The 18,008-nt window shown below is 42.4% G+C and carries 24 protein-coding genes, 1 riboswitch and 1 other annotated feature; of the genes, 6 read left to right on the top strand and 18 right to left on the bottom strand.

Translation table 11 applies throughout. From position 1 onward, the window contains the following. Positions 1-136: 136 nt before the first annotated feature. Positions 137-607, top strand: a complete 471-nt coding sequence (guaD, locus tag ACN6NB_RS06145; RefSeq protein WP_039178016.1) for a guanine deaminase — start codon at positions 137-139, stop codon at positions 605-607. 86 nt (positions 608-693) lie between these two features. On the opposite strand, the gene ohrB is transcribed toward guaD, so the two are convergent. Next, positions 694-1,110 carry an organic hydroperoxide resistance protein OhrB gene (gene ohrB / locus ACN6NB_RS06140; protein ID WP_039178014.1) on the bottom strand — a complete coding sequence of 139 codons (417 nt, stop codon included), beginning with the start codon at positions 1,108-1,110 and terminating at the stop codon, positions 694-696. Positions 1,111-1,271: 161 nt separating this feature from the next. Between ohrB and ACN6NB_RS06135 the strand changes: the two genes are divergently transcribed. Next, the gene (locus ACN6NB_RS06135) at positions 1,272-1,718 is read left to right on the top strand and encodes a MarR family winged helix-turn-helix transcriptional regulator (protein WP_039178012.1); all 447 of its coding nucleotides are present in this window, start codon (positions 1,272-1,274) and stop codon (positions 1,716-1,718) included. Positions 1,719-1,753: 35 nt separating this feature from the next. Here ACN6NB_RS06135 and ACN6NB_RS06130 read toward each other — a convergent pair whose 3' ends face one another. The 6 genes from ACN6NB_RS06130 to purU all read right to left on the bottom strand — a co-directional run bounded on the left by ACN6NB_RS06130 (position 1,754) and on the right by purU (position 7,314). Continuing rightward, the gene (locus ACN6NB_RS06130; protein ID WP_039178010.1) at positions 1,754-2,182 is read right to left on the bottom strand and encodes an organic hydroperoxide resistance protein; all 429 of its coding nucleotides are present in this window, start codon (positions 2,180-2,182) and stop codon (positions 1,754-1,756) included. A 169-nt stretch (positions 2,183-2,351) separates the two neighbouring features. Further along, on the bottom strand, positions 2,352-2,486 hold the full coding sequence (locus ACN6NB_RS06125; RefSeq protein ID WP_024424642.1) for a hypothetical protein: 135 nt from the start codon (positions 2,484-2,486) through the stop codon (positions 2,352-2,354). Beyond that, positions 2,476-3,612 carry a Rap family tetratricopeptide repeat protein gene (locus ACN6NB_RS06120; RefSeq protein WP_058838957.1) on the bottom strand — a complete coding sequence of 379 codons (1,137 nt, stop codon included), beginning with the start codon at positions 3,610-3,612 and terminating at the stop codon, positions 2,476-2,478. The genes ACN6NB_RS06125 and ACN6NB_RS06120 overlap by 11 nt, the downstream gene beginning before the upstream one ends. 124 nt (positions 3,613-3,736) lie before the next feature. After that, entirely contained in the window at positions 3,737-4,984 is a 1,248-nt protein-coding gene (locus ACN6NB_RS06115; protein ID WP_058838956.1) for a glutamate-5-semialdehyde dehydrogenase, read from the bottom strand. 12 nt (positions 4,985-4,996) lie between these two features. After that, positions 4,997-6,094 carry a glutamate 5-kinase gene (proB, locus tag ACN6NB_RS06110; RefSeq protein ID WP_039178004.1) on the bottom strand — a complete coding sequence of 366 codons (1,098 nt, stop codon included), beginning with the start codon at positions 6,092-6,094 and terminating at the stop codon, positions 4,997-4,999. 55 nt (positions 6,095-6,149) lie between these two features. Continuing rightward, positions 6,150-6,368 (bottom strand) — a binding site (T-box leader). Positions 6,369-6,411: 43 nt separating this feature from the next. Next, a complete protein-coding gene (gene purU, locus ACN6NB_RS06105; RefSeq protein WP_039178002.1) occupies positions 6,412-7,314 on the bottom strand; it encodes a formyltetrahydrofolate deformylase in 903 nt (300 codons plus the stop codon). Between the two features lie 161 nt (positions 7,315-7,475). On the opposite strand from purU, the gene ACN6NB_RS06100 reads away from it, so the two are divergent. After that, positions 7,476-7,661 carry a hypothetical protein gene (locus tag ACN6NB_RS06100; protein ID WP_126681736.1) on the top strand — a complete coding sequence of 62 codons (186 nt, stop codon included), beginning with the start codon at positions 7,476-7,478 and terminating at the stop codon, positions 7,659-7,661. 35 nt (positions 7,662-7,696) lie between these two features. On the opposite strand, the gene ACN6NB_RS06095 is transcribed toward ACN6NB_RS06100, so the two are convergent. Continuing rightward, complete coding sequence (locus ACN6NB_RS06095) at positions 7,697-8,011, bottom strand: DMT family transporter (protein ID WP_024424636.1); 315 nt, start codon at positions 8,009-8,011, stop codon at positions 7,697-7,699. Then, entirely contained in the window at positions 8,008-8,337 is a 330-nt protein-coding gene (locus tag ACN6NB_RS06090) for a DMT family transporter (RefSeq protein ID WP_144491155.1), read from the bottom strand. The genes ACN6NB_RS06095 and ACN6NB_RS06090 overlap by 4 nt, the downstream gene beginning before the upstream one ends. Positions 8,338-8,404: 67 nt before the next feature. Next, a riboswitch (guanidine-I (ykkC/yxkD leader) is annotated at positions 8,405-8,513 on the bottom strand. A 220-nt stretch (positions 8,514-8,733) separates the two neighbouring features. Here ACN6NB_RS06090 and ACN6NB_RS06085 point away from each other — a divergent pair. Next, the gene (locus ACN6NB_RS06085; protein ID WP_073204910.1) at positions 8,734-8,868 is read left to right on the top strand and encodes a YrzI family small protein; all 135 of its coding nucleotides are present in this window, start codon (positions 8,734-8,736) and stop codon (positions 8,866-8,868) included. Positions 8,869-9,040: 172 nt separating this feature from the next. Continuing rightward, positions 9,041-10,084, top strand: coding sequence for a bifunctional transcriptional activator/DNA repair enzyme AdaA (locus ACN6NB_RS06080; RefSeq protein ID WP_144491154.1), 1,044 nt, complete (start codon positions 9,041-9,043; stop codon positions 10,082-10,084). 18 nt (positions 10,085-10,102) lie between these two features. Here ACN6NB_RS06080 and ACN6NB_RS06075 read toward each other — a convergent pair whose 3' ends face one another. From ACN6NB_RS06075 to ACN6NB_RS06055, 5 genes are all read right to left on the bottom strand, one after another. Further along, complete coding sequence (locus tag ACN6NB_RS06075; protein ID WP_064498356.1) at positions 10,103-10,648, bottom strand: GNAT family N-acetyltransferase; 546 nt, start codon at positions 10,646-10,648, stop codon at positions 10,103-10,105. Positions 10,649-10,666: 18 nt separating this feature from the next. Then, positions 10,667-11,155: a small multi-drug export protein gene (locus tag ACN6NB_RS06070; protein ID WP_059376883.1), complete on the bottom strand. Its 489-nt coding sequence runs from the start codon at positions 11,153-11,155 to the stop codon at positions 10,667-10,669. 110 nt (positions 11,156-11,265) lie between these two features. Then, on the bottom strand, positions 11,266-12,018 hold the full coding sequence (locus ACN6NB_RS06065) for an HAAS domain-containing protein (RefSeq protein WP_144491153.1): 753 nt from the start codon (positions 12,016-12,018) through the stop codon (positions 11,266-11,268). A gap of 4 nt (positions 12,019-12,022) precedes the next feature. Then, a complete protein-coding gene (locus ACN6NB_RS06060) occupies positions 12,023-12,349 on the bottom strand; it encodes a PadR family transcriptional regulator (protein ID WP_058838949.1) in 327 nt (108 codons plus the stop codon). Positions 12,350-12,463: 114 nt separating this feature from the next. After that, a complete protein-coding gene (locus ACN6NB_RS06055) occupies positions 12,464-12,985 on the bottom strand; it encodes an acyl-CoA thioesterase (RefSeq protein WP_008346212.1) in 522 nt (173 codons plus the stop codon). Positions 12,986-13,164: 179 nt separating this feature from the next. On the opposite strand from ACN6NB_RS06055, the gene ACN6NB_RS06050 reads away from it, so the two are divergent. Further along, complete coding sequence (locus ACN6NB_RS06050) at positions 13,165-14,046, top strand: dimethylarginine dimethylaminohydrolase family protein (RefSeq protein WP_064498354.1); 882 nt, start codon at positions 13,165-13,167, stop codon at positions 14,044-14,046. A 39-nt stretch (positions 14,047-14,085) separates the two neighbouring features. Here the strand turns inward: ACN6NB_RS06050 and ACN6NB_RS06045 are convergent, their stop codons facing one another. The 4 genes from ACN6NB_RS06045 to ACN6NB_RS06030 are packed head-to-tail and all read right to left on the bottom strand — an operon-like array spanning position 14,086 to position 17,978. Beyond that, a complete protein-coding gene (locus ACN6NB_RS06045; RefSeq protein ID WP_064498353.1) occupies positions 14,086-15,054 on the bottom strand; it encodes an ABC transporter ATP-binding protein in 969 nt (322 codons plus the stop codon). Then, complete coding sequence (locus ACN6NB_RS06040; RefSeq protein ID WP_474253272.1) at positions 15,044-15,961, bottom strand: C40 family peptidase; 918 nt, start codon at positions 15,959-15,961, stop codon at positions 15,044-15,046. Before ACN6NB_RS06040 ends, ACN6NB_RS06045 begins: the two co-directional genes overlap by 11 nt. Next, positions 15,961-17,040 carry a dipeptide epimerase gene (locus ACN6NB_RS06035; RefSeq protein WP_058838946.1) on the bottom strand — a complete coding sequence of 360 codons (1,080 nt, stop codon included), beginning with the start codon at positions 17,038-17,040 and terminating at the stop codon, positions 15,961-15,963. The genes ACN6NB_RS06040 and ACN6NB_RS06035 overlap by 1 nt, the downstream gene beginning before the upstream one ends. After that, positions 17,037-17,978, bottom strand: coding sequence for a S66 peptidase family protein (locus ACN6NB_RS06030; protein ID WP_144516366.1), 942 nt, complete (start codon positions 17,976-17,978; stop codon positions 17,037-17,039). Before ACN6NB_RS06030 ends, ACN6NB_RS06035 begins: the two co-directional genes overlap by 4 nt. Positions 17,979-18,008 lie beyond the last annotated feature (30 nt).

The raw sequence follows: 18,008 nt of genomic DNA, 5'->3' as shown, positions 1-18,008 counted from the left end.
AATACCTCTCCCCTGCTGAACGTGGCAGGGGTTTTTTATGTGCAAATTGGCCTGTTCGATCTTCTACTATGAAGATTTCTTTTCTAGCATGATTCGTTTATACTAGAGAAGTCAGTCGAACAAAGGGAGGAAGACAATGAATCACGAAGATTTTTTACAACGCGCAATTGATCTTGCAGTAGAAGGAGTCAATAGTGGAACTGGCGGCCCTTTTGGAGCAGTCATTGTCAAGGATGGTCAGATTATTGCAGAGGGAAGCAACAATGTGACAACGAGTAATGACCCTACCGCACATGCAGAAGTCACAGCCATTCGAAATGCATGCCAAACTCTACATACATACCAATTAGAAGATTGCACTCTATACACAAGCTGCGAGCCTTGTCCGATGTGCCTTGGCGCTATTTACTGGGCTAGACCAAAAGCGGTGTATTTTGCTGCTGGACATCAGGATGCAGCGGATGCTGGTTTTGATGACTCGTTTATTTATGAAGAAATCAACAAAGAATACGAATCAAGAAATATACCATTTTACAAGCTGACACCTCAAAAAACCCTTGCGCCATTTGAAGCATGGGAAGCATACGATAAAAAGAAAGAATATTAAAAAAAGACACCTGCTCGTAAGCAGGTGTTGCGAATTGTTGACAAAGGGCTAAAATGGTTTTTATTTTAGCCCTTTGTCTTCTACTATTACTTCGCCACTTCAAGCTCTACTTCAATGTTCCCTCTTGTTGCTTTTGAATATGGACAGAATTCATGTGCAGCATGGACAAGCTCTTTCACTTTGTCATGATCATGACCTTTCGCAGACACAATCAGCTTTACGCCAAGCTTAAAGCCGCCGTCGCTTTCATCTTTTAAAAGACTGACATGTCCTTCTACTTCCGATTCAATTTCTATCCCTTGCTTCTTGGCTACCTGTTCAAGTGCTCCTCCGAAACAAGCTGCATAGCCTGCTGCAAATAATTGCTCTGGGTTTGTACCAGTCTCTCCATCTTTCTTTGCGTTAGGCATGACAATGTTATGATCGAGCACACCATCTTCTGAACGAACATGTCCAGCTCTTCCATGCTGCGCCTTTACTTTTGCTGTGAATAATGGTTTCATCTTCATCTCCTCCTTTATCTATTGATCCTTTTCACGTTCTATTCATTTCTCAAACATTTATCGCACATTGAACAATTTTTCATTTTTCGTCTGTATTTATTTTAAAAAGGAAGAAAATCTTATACAATGATAAGTATGACAAAAAATAGTTGGTGACTGACATGACAAATGAATTTGAACATATGAAGCTGGAAAATCAGCTTTGTTTCTTGTTATATGCAAGTTCACGAGAGATGACGAAGCAGTATAAACCGTTATTAGAAGAATTAAACATTACGTATCCGCAATATTTGGCACTGCTTTTATTGTGGGAGCATGGAACATTAAATGTGAAAACGATGGGAGAGCTTCTCTATTTAGACTCCGGTACACTCACACCCATGCTGAAACGAATGGAGCAAAACGGACTCATTATCCGAGAACGCTCGAAAGAGGATGAGCGGTCTGTGCAAATTCGTTTAACGGAATATGGAGAACAGCTAAAGGAAAAGGCTACTGCAATTCCGTCTCACATGCTGACTGGGACAGGCAGATCAGAAGAAGAGCTAAAAATACTGCGCGCCTCTTTACATGAGCTTTTGCAAAATTTAACACAACCAAAAGGCTGAGGGAACGATCCCCTCAGCCTTTTATTGATGTCTAATTATTGTGCGACAGCTACTAGTTCTACTTCGATATTTCCTTGAGTTGCTTTTGAATATGGACATACACCGTGTGCTTTATGAACAAGTTCTTCTAATACTGACTGCTCAATGCCAGTTCCCTTTACTTCTAATTGAACGCCTAGTTTGAAGCCGCCATCTGAACTGTCTTTTAATAAGCTGACATGTGCTGTTACTTCACTTTCAAAACGGATACGCTCTTGTCTTGCTACCATTTGAAGGGCAGAATCAAAACATGCAGAGTAGCCTGCTGCGAATAATTGCTCTGGGTTTGTTGCTTTTTCAAGTTTTTTTGCTCTTGGTGTTCCAGGCATTGCTACATCATGCTCAAGTACACCATCTGTTGAAACAACCTTTCCTTCTCTTCCTCCGACAGCTGATACCGTTGCTGTAAATAAAACGTCTGACATGAATATAACCCTCTTTCTCTCCAATAATATTTTCTACAATTGAATTGTACACAATTTAAATTGCGGAGTCAATCAATAAATACTCTTTTTTAAGTTTTCCTCCCTGAACCCTTTTTATGAGCATGTCCCAAAATTGTTAGACATAAAAAAAGCCCTTTAACAAGGGCTTTTAGATCGTGTCATGCTGTGGATTCGGTTGTTCTAGCGTATGGTTTCTGTTATCTGGATCGGCATTTGCTGCTGCCAGCCACAATGCCATGATGGTGATGCTTGTACAGACGACTGCCCATTTTTTAAAATTCATATAAACAATCCCCTCTCTGAATATAGATTCGCGCATGTTCCGCTTCCCCATAGAACATGGAAGATTTTTCATAATCCCCCATTTCATTATAATACTTTGCGGTATCTAATGCCAGCTCCTCTATATCAGGATATGCATAGGCAGACTCTAAAAAATGGAAAATTTGTTTCATATGCTCCGCATCTTGTCTTAAATACAATGCTTCTAGAAATATGGTTTTCTGAATATGAATGTCATCTTGAAGAGCTTCTGCTCGCTTCATACATTCTTCTCTGTAGTGTAATGCTTCTTCGTGTTTTCCTTGTTTGTATAATATCTGAGCGGCTGTATAAAGAGGGTCTATAGATCGACGAAGATGATCGGATTGATTTTGATCAAATAACGAGATGGATTCTTTCATTAATTCGAGTGCGCGGCCTAAGTCTCCCATTCGGTAATAACTGTTGCCCATATTAAATAAAGAGGAGGCAATAAAACGCACATTCTGAAACTCTCTTGATCTCGCAAGTGCTCTTTCGAGATGTGGTAATGCTTTTTCATGCCTTCTCATATCATCGTAGTTACCGGCCACAATAAATTGACACTGAATGGTGCGAAGCGCATACAGTTCATGCTGAACATAAACATCCAGCGCTAGTTTAGCATGGTGCATCGAGATATGCGTTTGTTTCATGTGGTAATATATTTCTGACATTTTAAAATGAAATTCCGCACGTTCAATATCATCTGATACAAAAGAAAGCTTGTGCTCTGCCTTTTGATAAGACGATATGGCAGCAATATACTCCCTCCGTCCGAATTCATACATGCCTCTGAAAAAATGATAGTAGTATTCAAGCATGCCTGTGACATGCGTTTGATGCTCATCTATTTCTTTCGAAAGCTCGGAAAAGTTGGCGCGAAGCTTTCCTTCCTTTAATGGCTTTAAATAATCGAGCATGACCTCATGCCGAAATTCCATTAAAGAAAAATAGAGAAGCAAATTCTGATCTTCTTCCATTGAATCAAGAGAGGTGCGAATTTCCTGTTTTAACTGTTCTGCTTGTTCTGAATCAAATCTGCGGATTAATTCATACCACTTGTTGATTTTCACTCCAATATCCGAAGAGGGAATGATTTTCGCCATACGTTGCCTTCTCCAATCTTCTCAAAATATAAAACATTACCATATTTTATCATACTTGACCGGAGAAATACAAAAATGAAAGGAAAAAGAGAGCCTGTTGTCACAAGACTCTCTTTTGAATTCGTTATTCTCTTATTTGTCCTTGACCACGAATGACAAATTTTTCAGACGTTAAGGCTGGCAGACCCATTGGTCCTCTTGCATGAAGTTTTTGTGTACTAATACCTATTTCCGCTCCATAACCAAATTCAAATCCATCTGTGAAACGAGTAGAAGCATTATGATAAACAGCGGCAGCATCGACAGCTGTTAAGAAAAGGGCTGCATGTTCATCATTTTCCGTAATGATCGCTTCAGAGTGCTTAGAGCTATAAGTTTGAATATGCTGAATCGCTTCTTCTATGTTTTTTACTATTTTAATGCTGACAATCGGTGCTAAAAACTCCGTTGCATAGTCCTCAGTTGTCGCTAATGCAGCACTAGGAGCAAGCGCGCAAACAGCTTCATCACCGCGTATTTCTACCCCATTTGATTGAAGGGCTTCAAATAACGAAGCACCGTATGTTTTTGCCCAAGTTTCATGAATGACAATGCTCTCAATCGCATTACAAACAGATGGTCTTTGGGTTTTGGCATTCAGCACAATCCGCTCAGCCATTTCGTTTTTCGCTGTTTCATCAATGTAGATATGACAATTTCCCGCACCTGTCTCAAGCACCGGCACAGTTGACTCTCTCACTACAAGATCAATTAAATTCTTCCCGCCGCGCGGAATGAGGACATCGAGGTATTCATTTAAGGTGAACAGTGTTTTCGCCGTTTCACGGCCCGTATCTTCAATCAATTGCACACTGTCTACTGGAATATCCGTCGTATGAAGCGCTTCATGAATCACCTTTACAATCGCTTTATTACTATGAATAGCAGATGAGCTTCCGCGCAGAATCACAGCATTGCCAGTTTTCAAGCAAAGGGTCGCAGCATCGACTGTCACATTTGGTCTTGCTTCATAAATCATACCAACCGTTCCAAGCGGTACACGGACCTTTTCGATGAATAGACCGTTTTCTTTTTGAATGGTTTCTAACGTTTCACCAATTGGGTCTTTTAGCTGAATGAGTTGAAGGGTTGCGTCTGCAATGGCTTCAATTCTCTCTTCCGTGAGTGTGATCCGGTCAATGACAGATGGCGTGAACTGCTTTTCCTCAGCCGCTTGAACATCCTTTTGGTTCTCCTCTATTAAATAAGCTGAAGATGCTTTTAGTGCACTTGCTATGGCGTGCAGGGCAGCATTTTTTTGTTCCGTCGTTTTTAGAAGCAACTGATCTTTAGCTACACTTGCTTTTTTTGCTTTTTCAAGAACTTCATTCATCGTATTCCCTCCTCAGTTTTGTACATGCTGTACCCAGTGATCTCGGTGTATGACCTCAGGCTTCTCTTTTGAAAGCTCGTCACTTCGCATTCCTTTAATGCCAAGAAGCTCATCGGATGCGTACAAGGTTTGTCCCTTACCAACTAATCCGTTTGGCCCGACGACTTCTACAACCTCTCCTTTAGAAAAGTCACCAGCGACATCAATGACTCCTGCCGGAAGAAGACTTCTGCCATTATGCAAAATCGCCGCTTCCGCTCCTGCATCAATCATGATCTTTCCAGAGACCGGTGAGTGGAATTGAATCCATTGACGGCGGTTGTTCACAGCTGATAAATCCTGTTCACCGATATACGTTCCGTCACCTTGACCCGCAAGAATGCGAAGCAGTTTGTCTTCCCCAGTGCCTGTACCAATGAAGACTTTCACACCAAGTGAAAGTGCCGTTTGTGCAGCAGACAGCTTCGATTTCATTCCGCCTGTTCCAACCTTTGAACCAGTGCTCTTTGCATATGAAAACAATTCTTCTGAAATGTGAGTCAGGACATCAAACCGCTTCGCCTCAGGATGCTCATTTGGATTTGCATCATAAATGCCATTGATGTCTGTTAATATGATCAATTGGTCTGCATGGATTAATCCACTGACAAGAGCTGACAGCATGTCATTATCCCCAAAGGTAAGCTCCTCGATGGAAACTGAATCATTTTCGTTTATGATCGGCAAAATCTTTCTTTCCAGCAGCTCCATCATCGTTGCGTAAGCATTTCGATATCTTGTTCGATCTGAAAAGTCATTACGTGTTAAAAGCATTTGAGCAGGTGTCATCTGAAACTGTGAAAAAAGCTCTGTATATTTTTGCATTAACAAGCCCTGACCAACGGCAGCGGCTGCCTGTTTCCCCTTTAAGGTCACAGGTCTTGATGGATAGCCTAGGCTTCCAAATCCTGCCGCAACGGCTCCTGATGAAATTAAAATGATTTCATGCCCTGCTTCTTTGAGCTTTGCTATGGCTCTTACATGATCCTGCATCTTTTGTTCATCAATCGCTCCTTTTTGCTCTGTTAATGAACTGCTGCCAATTTTTATGACGATCCTTTGCTTTTTCATCCTTGATTCCCTCCGCTATACCTTTAGGCACAAAAAAATCCCTTTTTCTCCTTATGTAAAGGACGAAAAGGGATTTTCCGTGGTACCACCTTCATTGAATAAGCATGCGACATGCTTATTCCACTCAACTCCTGTAACGCCAGGCACGCGCTTAGATTTTTCCTCTAAGGCTCAAAGGGCAGGTTCAGCAGCTGTCTGCGGCAAATGTTTCAGCATATCATTTGCTCTCTTTACGCATCAGTTCCTGCTTACTATTCCTTTTCAACGCTCGTTAATTTTTTTATATTATCACCAATTGCTAAAGAAAAGTCAAGCGGTCAATTAAAGACAATCGTTTTATTCTCATGAACAATAATTCGATCTTCCAAGTGCCATTTGACAGCACGTGCAAGCACACTGCGCTCAATTGTCCGGCCAATATTTTTTAGAGCTTCCGCATCATCCCGGTGATCTACACGCTCAATATCTTGTTCAATGATCGGTCCTTCGTCTAAATCATTGGTCACATAATGAGAAGTCGCACCAATTAATTTGACTCCCCGCTCATATGCCCGCTTGTATGGGTTTGCACCAATAAACGCTGGCAGGAAGGAATGATGAATATTAATGATTTTATTCGGATGCTCTTCAATAAATTTAGGCGTTAAAATTTGCATGTATCGAGCAAGCACAACGGCATCAATGTCGTACTTTTCTAATAGAGCAAGCTGCTGTTTTTCTGCCTCTTGACGAATGTCTTTATTCGCCTTCACAAAATGGAATGGGATGCCGAGTGCTTCGACCGTATCCTTTGCCGTTTCATGATTGCTGATCACAACTGCGATTTCAGCCATTAAATTTCCGCTTTGCCATTCCCATAGAAGTTCATTTAAACAATGAAGCTCTTTCGATACAAAGATCGCCAGCTTTTTCAGATCACTTGCACGTGACATGCTCCATGTCATTTGAAATGATGCGGCAATTGGCTCAAAGCTATTTTTCAACTGATCTAAGTTGGCCGAAATGTCTTTCCAATCAAATTCAATTCTTAAAAAGAACCGGCCGCTTTCATGATCTGTTGTATATTGGCTGGATTCAATGATGTTCGCTCCGTGCTCAAATAAAAAGGAAGAAACAGCTGATACAATACCAGGCTGATCCGGGCAACTGACAAGCAGTCTGCCTTTTTGCTCGTGCTTTTGTCTGTGTAATTCAAGTTTCTCTGTAATCAATGTTCTCATGTTTCATGACCTCATTTACGTTTTCATTCTAATGAAATATTATACTGGACTGGAAAGAGAAAAAGCAATGAAGAGTCCATTTTTTATTGAATATTCATTCAATTCTGCACCTAGCATGATATAATGTGAGTAGACCTTTTATCACAAAAGGAGTGATGGAGATGAAAAGCATGACTTTGTTTGGTAAAGTGAGCTTTTGGGTCGGCATCATATGTCTGATCACAGGTATTTATCTATTTATGACCGGTGAAAGACTCATTCCTTTGCTCACATTTGGTGTCTGTTTTCTGCTTGTGAGTCAGCTTTACCGCAAAAATGAAAACGATTCCAATCATCATTCGATGTAATAAAAAAGGCTGGCAGACAGATGCCAGCCCTTTTCTTATTCAATAATCTTTAACCCGACCGCCGCAGATAAAATCAATGCGATAAAGAAAATACGTTTTGCGTCTTTCGACTCACCATAAAACAGCATGCCGACAATGGCTCCTCCAGCAGCTCCAATACCTGTCCAAATGGCGTACGCCGTTCCCATCGGAATTGTATTCATCGCAAGAGAGAGCATGAGAAAGGACAGCGAAAATCCAGCTGCAATAAATAAAATCCATTTGACATGCCGGTCTTTCTGGAATTGATTCATCATGGTGACACAAAGCATTTCTAAAATGCCTGCCCCAATGAGTAAAAGCCAGCTCATGATTCAGTCTCTCCTTTCTTTTCTCCTGTTGTCAGTTTGAGCCCTAATACACCGCTTAAAAGCACCATGATTAAAAGTAATTTCACTAGCTGTACCGGCTCCCCCATGACCATACCTACTATGACAGTACCTGCTGTCCCAAGTCCGGTAAAAACGGCATAAAGTGTGCCAACTGGCAGTACAGTCGTAGCTCTCAGGAGTAAATAAAAGCTGACGACAATACAAACGATGGTTGCGGCCCATTCCAATAAAGAGTCAGCATATTTCAATCCCATCACCCAGCCGACTTCAAAGACCGCCGCAATCAAGACATTTCCCCATTTCATTAGATCCCTTCCTTTCTGAACGATTCCAACCAACAAAAAAAAGCCTGGAAATCGATCGTTTGATCAAATCTCCCGGGCTTTTATCCCTCCGTGTCATACGGTCTATTGTCTAGACCCTATGTGTTTTCTCTCGGTCCAGACTGCGCCACCCGCACGGAACCCTAGAAAACCAATTCATGATAAGCAGATCTGACTTAGAGCAGATTCTGTGTCAAAATTGTATCACACCCCTAAATACTGGTCTATCACTTTGCTTTCCTCTGCCAAATATACTTGTTCATTTTTCGAAAGAATTTTTATGGGGCCCCCGTATACTAAGTGTTAGAAACAGGTTAACTGATCAAGAAGATTTACGGGCTGTTTCGCGTGCTGCGGACTGAAGGGAAATGAGCATATATGACAATCCATTTATTTTTTATGACATTGACGATCAAGCGTAAATACAAGGACATGGAGACCGTACTTTACGAACAAGAAGTTGAAGCATTTTATGAAGAAATGAAACAGAAGCAGCTAAAGTATATGAACTAAAACAGGAGGAGATCGACATATTTATCATGCTTGCATACGAGAAAGAAGTTTCATTAAAGCGCGGGTACGGCAACGATCACATCGCTGATATAATGAAATAAGATTGATGTGATGAACGATCAACTTTAGAATGCTGAAAAACATTTTATAGAAAATCAAGAGGTGGATTCATATGATGATGACCGATGAACAAAAACATGAATTTTATCAAGCACTTGTTGACAAGAATCCGCAATATGACGGCACATTCTTTGCCTGTATTAAGACAACCGGCATCTTCTGTCATGCCACATGTACGGCCAGAAAGCCAAAATATGAAAACTGTGAGTTTTTCTTTACAGCGGAGGAGGCACTGCTGGCAGGGTATCGCCCATGCAAACGCTGCACACCGTTAACATACCCTAACAGCATTCCTGAAGAAGTCAAAACACTCGTTTCAGCAGTAGAAAAAAATCCTGAGAAACGCTGGAAAGAAGAGGACTTCCGTCAATTAGGGATTCACTCTGCCACAGCTCGAAGAAAATTTAAAGACATTTACGGCATGACCTTTGTTCAATATGCAAGATCACGCCGAATGGGACTTGCCTTTAAAGAAATTTTGAACGGAAAAAAAGTAATCGATCAGCAGGTCACCTTCGGCTATGAATCTTCAAGCGCCTTCAATGATGCATTTACGAAAATCATGGGAAATCCCCCTAAAAAAGCGCAGATTCATATTCTCTATGCTAATTTTATTTCCACACCGATCGGGCGGATGATCAGCGTGACAGATGCCACACATGTGTATTTACTGGAGTTTATGGACAGGCGGGGTCTCGAAAAAGAAATTGAAACATTAAGAAAGAAGCATCATGCCCGTATTTTAGTTGGAGAAACAAACGTCCATCAGCAATTAGCAAAGGAATTGGCCTTATATTTTGAGAAAAAGCTGACAAAGTTTACTGTACCCCTTTCCTTACATGGCACCCCTTTTCAAATGAAGGTGTGGGAGCAGCTCTCACTCATTCCAGCAGGCGAAACGAGATCCTATCGTGATCTAGCCACAATACTGGGCGATCCGCATTTGGTTCGTGCAATTGGTAATGCAAATGGTGCGAATCAATTGGCGATTATCATTCCTTGCCACCGCGTGATTCAAACAAGTGGTGAACTTGGAGGCTACGGCGGGGGAATTGAACGAAAGAAATATCTGCTTCAGTTAGAACAACGTGCATAAAAGAGAAAACGGCTCTGCTTATTCGGTAAGCGAGCCGTTTTCTCCGTTACGGGTGATGCTGTATACATCAATGATTTGGTCCCATTTTGAAATGGTTTTTTCTTTTTTCATTCCCATCTTTAAAGCAACCTTCACCGACGCTTCATTCTCAGGACGTATTAAGCTGATCATCCGTCTGACCTTCATTTCTTCAAATCCATAGGTAAGACAGCCTTTTGCAGCCTCCGCAGCATAGCCATTCCCCCACGCCGCTTTCTTTAGCATATAGCCGATCTCAAGTTCGGTTTGCCCTTCAATGTTTTGCAGAACAATTCCGCTTTGTCCAAGTCGTTCATTTGTTTCTTTATCTTCAATGATCCATAGCGAGGTGTGGTACGTGCGGTCATTTTTTTGATTCCATGCAATCCATTCTTTTGTCTGCTGTTCATCCTTCAAAGAAGGATAATACTTCATCACTTCTTCGTCTTGAAACAGCTCGTCATATAAAAATGACGCATCATGTTCATTCATCGTTCTCAGTTTCAGGCGCTCTGTTTCAAATACTGTTCTTGTTTGAATTGTCATTGATGATCCTCCCTTTTTTTACTTGCTAAAAATATCTCCGAACAACCCATTTGAATCTGGGGCAAAGTAATGGAAGCCCGCACCGGTTAAACTTGCAGCCAGCGCTGTCCACATCATTAAGCTGACGGTCATCCACACCGCGACTTGCTTTCTTTTCGTTCCAAAGCTCATGCACATCAAGGCCGCTAAATGACTGCCGATGATAAAAGGACCAATGAGCGCTAATCCAGGCAGACCATATCGTTCCCAAATTTTTCTCGCCCGCAGCTGCTTTTTCTCTCCTTTTTCATCACCTTTCTCTTCTTTTCTCTTTAACCACCATGCTTTAAACCGGTCCACAAACAAAATGAGAAACAAGACTGTGAGAAAGTTGCCGATAAATCCAATCACAGCCGTTGTCACAGGATGCAGCCCACTTAAGATTGCGAATGGAACGACTCCAATCACTTCAAAAAAAGGCAAAGCAGCCAATACAAAAACGAGTACATACCCCCATACGATATCCAAAAACAGAACCCCTTTTCATTTTTGTCCTCTCCCCATTGTAATGAAAAACACAATTCCATTTCTACATTTTTTTAGAAAAAGAAAAGCACATCGGATCGGATGTGCTCAGTTTACATCGAGTGTTCATTTTTCTTGTTTGTTTTCCGTAAAAAAACAATCGTGAGCAAGACTAAAATGACAATGGATAGCAGACTTGTGAAGAGAAGCATCAGTGGCGATGTCCATCCAAGCAATTCGAATATGAGCTGTGGTCCGAAGAAGATCAGCGGAATGAGCGACACCATATTCGCCTTTAATATGGCATTCAATAAGACAATACACAGCAGCAAAAGAAGAATGACGCCCCATCTTTGGCTTGATGTTAGCACAAGTAAAGGTGTACCAAGTTTTTGGTCCAATAATTTCACTGTGATCAGGGCTGTCATCTGAAAAACACCTAATATCCAAAAGTAAAAGAATGCCCTCCTGCTTGTTTGAAAGGCAGAAGCTCTAAACATCACAATGGTCATGATCACATTGGACACTATAATCAGCGGATAACCAATGAGTGCATACCAAGAATACGATAAACTTTGACTGATGGCATCTGCTAACATCATGTAAAAAAGTGACCCAATTAAAAAAGCACTGACAAACGGCACCCAGTCTTTATGATTTCCTGACAGCTCTTTTGAGAGTTCATCTGCATAGCTCCGCGGATCTCCGCCGAACACATCCTCTCCTGTTTTGCCGTCTTTTTCAGCCTCAACCGCATGTGTGGTCAGTTCGTCCATCAGCTCATCAATCTCATCCTGATTTTTTCCCTTTGATATGAGATAAAGTTGCAGCTCTAGTAAAATGTGTCGTGTTTCTTTTGATACCATAATCTCACTTCCCTTTTTGTAATAAGCGGTTTACATTATTTGAAAGCTCATCCCAGCGGGCAATAAACTCTGTGAGCGCTAGTTCACCCGCTTGTGTGAGCGTATAGTATTTCCTTTTCGGTCCGCTTGCTGAAGCTTTTGTGACAGTGGTCACCAGCTGTTCCTTTTGCATTCGCAGCAAAATCGGATAGATACTGCCTTCACTTATTTGATCAAACCCATAATGCGCGAGCTTCTTCGTCATTTCATACCCATAAATTTCGCCCTCAGAAATAATCGACAGCAGACAGCCTTCTAAAATTCCTTTTAGCATTTGTGTGGATGTTGTCATAATCGTTCCTCCGGTTTCAGTATCTTGCATCACAAGATAGCTTCATCTTACCATACACTATCTTGCCATGCAAGATACCGTACTAGAAAAAAATCACCGCTTAAAGGGTGATTTTTACGCCCAAGGTTTATCTGTCCCAAGTGCGTCAGCAAGCGCCTTACTATGTTTTCGGCGGCTTTTTCTTTCCTCTGCCCGCTGCTTCGCTGTTTGATGAAGCATGATCTCTTCTTCTGTTTCCGGCATCACCTGCGGGACTCGTTTAGGCTTTCCGTTTTCATCTAATGAGACAAATGTCAGAAATGAAGTCGCTGCGAGCCTGCGTTCTCCCGACATCAAATTTTCTTTAATGACTTTGACGAACACTTCCATAGAAGACGTGCCGACCCATGTGACATAGGATTCCAAGCATACGGACTCCTTTTGTCCAATCGGCTCTAAAAAGTCAACAGAATCCATTGAAGCTGTGACCGTTTCACTGCGGCTGTGTCTTGCTGCCGAGATAGAGGCAATGTCATCTATATAGCTCATTAATTTCCCGCCAAATAACGTTTGGTGGTTATTCGTATCGAGAGGGAATACCCTGCTGGTTTTTACAACTTTCGATTCCTTGCAGTATTTGAAATTTTCTTCACTCATCATCATAGCTCCTTCTTGCTGTTTTCGTAGATGCGGAACGACTTTTATTAAACACTATTCTTTTAGGTTTGTCTAAACTTTTTGCTTTAGTCTTATGTGAGAGATTTTCTTTCGGAAATGTTTCAACCATGACAAGAAGAAGGAATAATAGAACTATGAACGAACAAGGAGGCCATTTGATGGATTCGATGAGAGCAGAGCAATTATACAAAATGCCGCAATGCATGAGTGAATACGACGATTTAGAAGAAGTTCTTTTATGCAGTCCTATTTATATGGAAATCAAACAAATTATCAACGAAACACAGAAACATTTTGCGAAAGAAAATATTTCTCAAATGAAAGCAGTCGCTCAGCATAAAGAGTTGATCCAAACGCTTAAAGATCATCAAGTACGGCCCATCCTGCTCCCAGCGAATGACCGCTTCCCTGAGCAAGTCTTCACTCGGGATATTGGGTTTACGATTGGACATACACTGTTTGTTTCAAAGATGGCCGCTCCGGTTCGGCAAGGAGAAGAACAATGTCTAAAAGAGTGGGCACAGGCAAACGGGTTATCAGCTGTCACCTTGACAGACGGAACGATTGAAGGCGGCGATGTGCTTGTGGATCAGAACCGTGTGTTTGTTGGCACGAGCAAAAGAACTAGTCCAGCCGCTATCTACCAGCTCAAAAAGGAACTGCCGGATCACGACATCATCCCAATTCACCTTCCTCCTCACATTTTGCATCTCGATTGTGTGATGAATATTCTGTCTCATGACGAGATAATCATTTATCCTGAAGCGTTCAAGCAAAAGGATCTCCAGCTGCTCAAAACGTATTATCATTTTGTTGAAATCAGTGAACAAGAGCAATTCACACTTGGACCAAATGTTTTATCCATTGGGCAGAAAAAAGTGATCAGCTTGCCAAGCAACCAAGAAACAAATGCTGCATTAATCTCTCACGGGTACACCGTTATTGAAGTGGACTTTTCTGAAATTATTAAATCTGGCGGCTCGTTCAGATGCTGCACATTACCTATTCGGCGTTCATCTATTAAAAAAGCCAGCGTGTAGAACAGCTTGTCTACTTGCTGGCTTTTTATCTGGCTTGTCCTATTTTCTATTATATAAATGACAGGCGACTTCATGTCCTTCTTCCACTGCTTGTAATACTGGCTTTTTTTCAGCACACACATCCATCGCGGCAGGACATCTTGTTCGAAATACACAGCCGCTTGGCGGGTTCACTGGACTTGGAATTTCTCCTTTTAAAATAAACCTTTTGCGCTTGTCCTCTACGTCAGGATCTGGAATGGGGATGGCAGACAGCAAGGCTTGTGTATATGGGTGAAGCGGTGTTTGATATAATGCATCACTCGTCGTCAATTCAACGAGATGGCCTAAATACATGACACCGATTCGGTCGCTAATATATTTCACCATCGACAAGTCATGTGCAATAAAAAGAAAAGTTAATCCTTCCTCTTTTTGCAGTTTCTTCAGCAGATTCACGACCTGCGCTTGAACGGAGACGTCTAATGCAGAAATCGGCTCATCTGCCACAATAAACTTTGGCGCTAAGGCAAGTGCTCTTGCAATGCCGATTCTCTGCCTCTGTCCTCCGCTAAATTCGTGCGGATAGCGGGTGGCAAAATCATAGCTTAACCCTACCGCTTCGAGCAGTTCTTTTACGCGGGCAATCCTTTTCTTTTGACTGCCATAAAGCTGATGAATCTCCATTGGCTCCAGCATAATATCTTTTACTGACAGTCTCGGATTTAAGGAGGAATACGGATCTTGAAAGACCATTTGCATTTGCCGGTTGAAATCAAATGATTCTTTTTTAGAAAGGCGGTGAAGACTTTTCCCTTCATATAAGGCTTCACCATCTGTTGGTTCATAAAGACGCATGAGCACTTTCCCAAGTGTGGATTTGCCGCAGCCAGATTCACCAACGAGACCAAAGGTTTCACCTTGTTTCAGCTGAAAAGAGACACCATCCAGCGCTTTTAACGTTCTCCCTTTTGATAGGTGAAAATGTTTTTTGAGGTTGTTTACTTGTAAAAGTGGTTCAACTGTCATGACCGCTCCTCCTCTCGCTTGGTAAATACCGCCTTGCACCTGCCCATTCCTTTTCATATGAAGTGCCAGAAAGGGAGAGCAGTTCAATTTGTCTGCCGGTTTTAGGCGAATGAAGCATCTTCCCGTCCCCAGCGTAGATCCCTACATGGCGGACCGCTCCCTTTCCGTTTTCATTTGCAAAAAACAACAAGTCACCTGGTTCTAAATGGCTTGATGTCACCGGCGTTCCTTGAACTGCTTGGTCACTTGCGTCTCTCGGCAAAAGATATCCGCACGCTTTGTACATGCTGTAAGCAAAGCCTGAACAATCATAGCCAAAGCTGCTCATGCCTCCCCATAAATACGAAAGTCCAATAAATTGTTTTCCTGTGTCTACGACATCTATGCCGGTCAAAGAGTAAGCATGTGAAACTGGGCGTACATCCGCTTTGTTGATTTCTCTTATTCCTACTGGGGTGACAACATAAAATTGATCATCTGTTTCTTTGGCTGCTGCCAGCTCTGTTAAAAAACTAATCTCCATATCGGGTTCCCCGTTTTGATAGAGCGTGGCTTTTTTCTGACAAACAATCAGAGATGCTGCTGACGCACTTCCCTCTGTTACTTGGTTTAATTGCTCAACAGGTATATAGCCTGGATAGCCTTGCGGATGTTTCCGGCTGGCCTGCTGCGGTATGACAACTTTCATCCAGCCATCTGCCTCTTCTAATCCAATCACTCGCCCGCCGAGCAGTACTTGAGATTGAATCAAATTTTCTTCACATAAAGCCAACTTTTCTTCATATGTTTGCTGGTCAATCCACTCTTTGATGTTGATGGAGTCCTGAAGTACATTTCGATCGATTTCTCTCGGAGACTGCGGCGCTGTCCATACGTTAGCGACTGGAACCTTTGATTCATATATCATCACGAGACTCCTTTCACCCCTTGAATCCCTAACCCATGATCGAGCGGTAAAAATATGTCTTTTCCTTTGTACACGATTCCTCCGTCTATCATGTCTTCTTTCAGCATAAGCGGCGCATCAAAATCGCAGCGGGTGATATTCGGCTGACTTGCGGCGAAATGTGCCGCTGCTGTAATGCCAAGCTTTGACTCAATCATACTGCCAACCATGCACTGAACACCGTATGCTTCAGCTAGGGCATTGATTTTTAGTGCTTCTTTTATGCCGCCCGATTTCATTAGTTTTAAATTGATCAGATCACAGCTTCTCGTTTCAAGCACTTTGATTGCATCATGAAAACTAAAAATGCTTTCGTCTGCCATAATCAATGTATCAGTTGCTTCTGTCACACGGCGCAGACCTTCGATATCTTCTTTCGGCACTGGCTGTTCTACTAATTCAATATTCAGTGCTTCCATTTTTCGAATGGCTGTGATCGCTTCCTTCCACGTCCATCCTTGGTTTGCGTCGAGCCTGATCTGAATGTCCGGTCCGACTTTTTCTCGAATCCGCTTGATCCGCTGAATATCCGTGTGTATGTCATCTTTCCCCACTTTCACCTTTAACGTCTGAAAGCCTTCGGCTGCGTATTGTTTCGCATCTTCTGCCATCTCGAGCGGACGGTTTACACTGACCGTATAGTCGGTTTCGAGCTGATGACGATATCCGCCAAGATATTGATAAAGCGGAAGTCCTGCCTGCTTTGCTAACCCATCATAAATGGCCATATCGATTGCAGCCTTTGCGCTTGTGTTGCTTGCGAGCACACGGTTCATAGCAGAAAAGATTTGTTCATACTCTGCCAAGGAAGCCCCGAGCAAAATGGGTCTGATCACTTCACAGATAGCATAGTCGATGCTTTCCAGCGTTTCTCCTGTAATCACCGCCGTGGGAACTGCCTCTCCGTAGCTGACGTCACCTTGATCATATGTGATGATGACGATTAGAGATGCTGCGTCATACACCGTTCTTAAAGCGGTTTTAAAAGGCTTTTTTAGCGGTACACTCGTTCTGCATGTATGAACATCCACGATTTTCATTTGATCGCCTCTTTCGCAGCAACGCCTGGAGAAATGTGCAGTTTTTTCCCCTCCGCATCTAGTGCAGCCTGCACGCCCATTGGAATGGCAAAGTTCGGTGATGAATGACCGATCCGAAAGCCGCCGAGTGCAGGTTTCTTTTGCGGCACAATATAGGTTTCCCACAGCTGTTCCAAGGTTAAGGACTGGTCTTTCTTTTTTGGTTCACATTGATGAAAATCTCCAATGATGAATCCTGCCGCATCATCCAGTTTTCCAGCAGAGGTGAGGTGCTGCATCATGCGATCGATTTTATACGGCTCTTCGTCAATATCTTCAATGAACAACAGCTTTCCCTTCGTATCAATTTCAAAAGGTGTACCAAGTGTTGTCACGATGAGGGCAAGATTCCCTCCTATGATGTCACCTGAAGCAGTGCCGGGGTAGAAGGTATGAAGAGGTGACAAGTGGTGCGTATACGTAAAGGCCTTCGGGGCAAACAGCTGCAAAAAGGTATCCTTCGTATACGGATGAACCTCTTCAAGTCCTACATCAGAGGAAAGCATTGGACCATGAAAGGTCACAAGGCCGGTCTGCTGCTGGATGGCCGTATGTAAAAACGTAATGTCACTATAACCCCAAAAGATTTTCGGATTCCGGCGAATGAGATCATAGTCAATGGCTTCCGCAAGTCTTCCAGTTCCGTACCCTCCGCAGGCACAAATAACTGCTTTGACTTCTGGATCTTGAAACATGTCATGAAGATCTTCCACTCTTTCATGATCACGCCCCGCTAAATACCCGTACCGAGAATCGAGATACTTCCCTTTTTTCACCTTCAGCCCGAGGCTTTCTAAAAAGGCAATTCCTTTTGCTAATTTCAATTCATCAGGCGGGCTTGCTGGTGCAATAATCCCCACCGTATCCCCTGTTTGAAGCGCTGCTGGCAGCTGGTTCATGCCAATCCCCTCTTTCTCTTTGTTTCTTTC

The organism is Bacillus sp. 11B20, from assembly GCF_056098985.1.
The sequence above is the reverse complement of the archived record's forward strand: the minus strand, read 5'-3'. Positions and strand labels throughout refer to the sequence as shown.

Coding starts and splice junctions, on each gene's coding strand:
- ACN6NB_RS06095 (WP_024424636.1), bottom strand. CDS start 8,011: ATGAGCTGGCTTTTACTCATTGGGGCAGGCATTTTAGAAATGCTTTGT.
- ACN6NB_RS06045 (WP_064498353.1), bottom strand. CDS start 15,054: ATGACAGTTGAACCACTTTTACAAGTAAACAACCTCAAAAAACATTTT.
- ACN6NB_RS06050 (WP_064498354.1), top strand. CDS start 13,165: ATGGATTCGATGAGAGCAGAGCAATTATACAAAATGCCGCAATGCATG.
- ACN6NB_RS06065 (WP_144491153.1), bottom strand. CDS start 12,018: ATGGTATCAAAAGAAACACGACACATTTTACTAGAGCTGCAACTTTAT.
- ACN6NB_RS06115 (WP_058838956.1), bottom strand. CDS start 4,984: ATGAATGAAGTTCTTGAAAAAGCAAAAAAAGCAAGTGTAGCTAAAGAT.
- ACN6NB_RS06120 (WP_058838957.1), bottom strand. CDS start 3,612: ATGGCGAAAATCATTCCCTCTTCGGATATTGGAGTGAAAATCAACAAG.
- ACN6NB_RS06100 (WP_126681736.1), top strand. CDS start 7,476: ATGAAAAGCATGACTTTGTTTGGTAAAGTGAGCTTTTGGGTCGGCATC.
- ACN6NB_RS06060 (WP_058838949.1), bottom strand. CDS start 12,349: ATGACAACATCCACACAAATGCTAAAAGGAATTTTAGAAGGCTGTCTG.
- ACN6NB_RS06125 (WP_024424642.1), bottom strand. CDS start 2,486: ATGAATTTTAAAAAATGGGCAGTCGTCTGTACAAGCATCACCATCATG.
- ACN6NB_RS06035 (WP_058838946.1), bottom strand. CDS start 17,040: ATGAAAATCGTGGATGTTCATACATGCAGAACGAGTGTACCGCTAAAA.
- ACN6NB_RS06135 (WP_039178012.1), top strand. CDS start 1,272: ATGACAAATGAATTTGAACATATGAAGCTGGAAAATCAGCTTTGTTTC.
- ohrB (WP_039178014.1), bottom strand. CDS start 1,110: ATGAAACCATTATTCACAGCAAAAGTAAAGGCGCAGCATGGAAGAGCT.
- ACN6NB_RS06090 (WP_144491155.1), bottom strand. CDS start 8,337: ATGAAATGGGGAAATGTCTTGATTGCGGCGGTCTTTGAAGTCGGCTGG.
- ACN6NB_RS06055 (WP_008346212.1), bottom strand. CDS start 12,985: ATGAGTGAAGAAAATTTCAAATACTGCAAGGAATCGAAAGTTGTAAAA.
- proB (WP_039178004.1), bottom strand. CDS start 6,094: ATGAAAAAGCAAAGGATCGTCATAAAAATTGGCAGCAGTTCATTAACA.
- ACN6NB_RS06075 (WP_064498356.1), bottom strand. CDS start 10,648: ATGACAATTCAAACAAGAACAGTATTTGAAACAGAGCGCCTGAAACTG.
- ACN6NB_RS06085 (WP_073204910.1), top strand. CDS start 8,734: ATGACAATCCATTTATTTTTTATGACATTGACGATCAAGCGTAAATAC.
- ACN6NB_RS06030 (WP_144516366.1), bottom strand. CDS start 17,978: ATGAACCAGCTGCCAGCAGCGCTTCAAACAGGGGATACGGTGGGGATT.
- ACN6NB_RS06080 (WP_144491154.1), top strand. CDS start 9,041: ATGATGATGACCGATGAACAAAAACATGAATTTTATCAAGCACTTGTT.
- ACN6NB_RS06130 (WP_039178010.1), bottom strand. CDS start 2,182: ATGTCAGACGTTTTATTTACAGCAACGGTATCAGCTGTCGGAGGAAGA.
- ACN6NB_RS06040 (WP_474253272.1), bottom strand. CDS start 15,961: ATGATATATGAATCAAAGGTTCCAGTCGCTAACGTATGGACAGCGCCG.
- guaD (WP_039178016.1), top strand. CDS start 137: ATGAATCACGAAGATTTTTTACAACGCGCAATTGATCTTGCAGTAGAA.
- purU (WP_039178002.1), bottom strand. CDS start 7,314: ATGAGAACATTGATTACAGAGAAACTTGAATTACACAGACAAAAGCAC.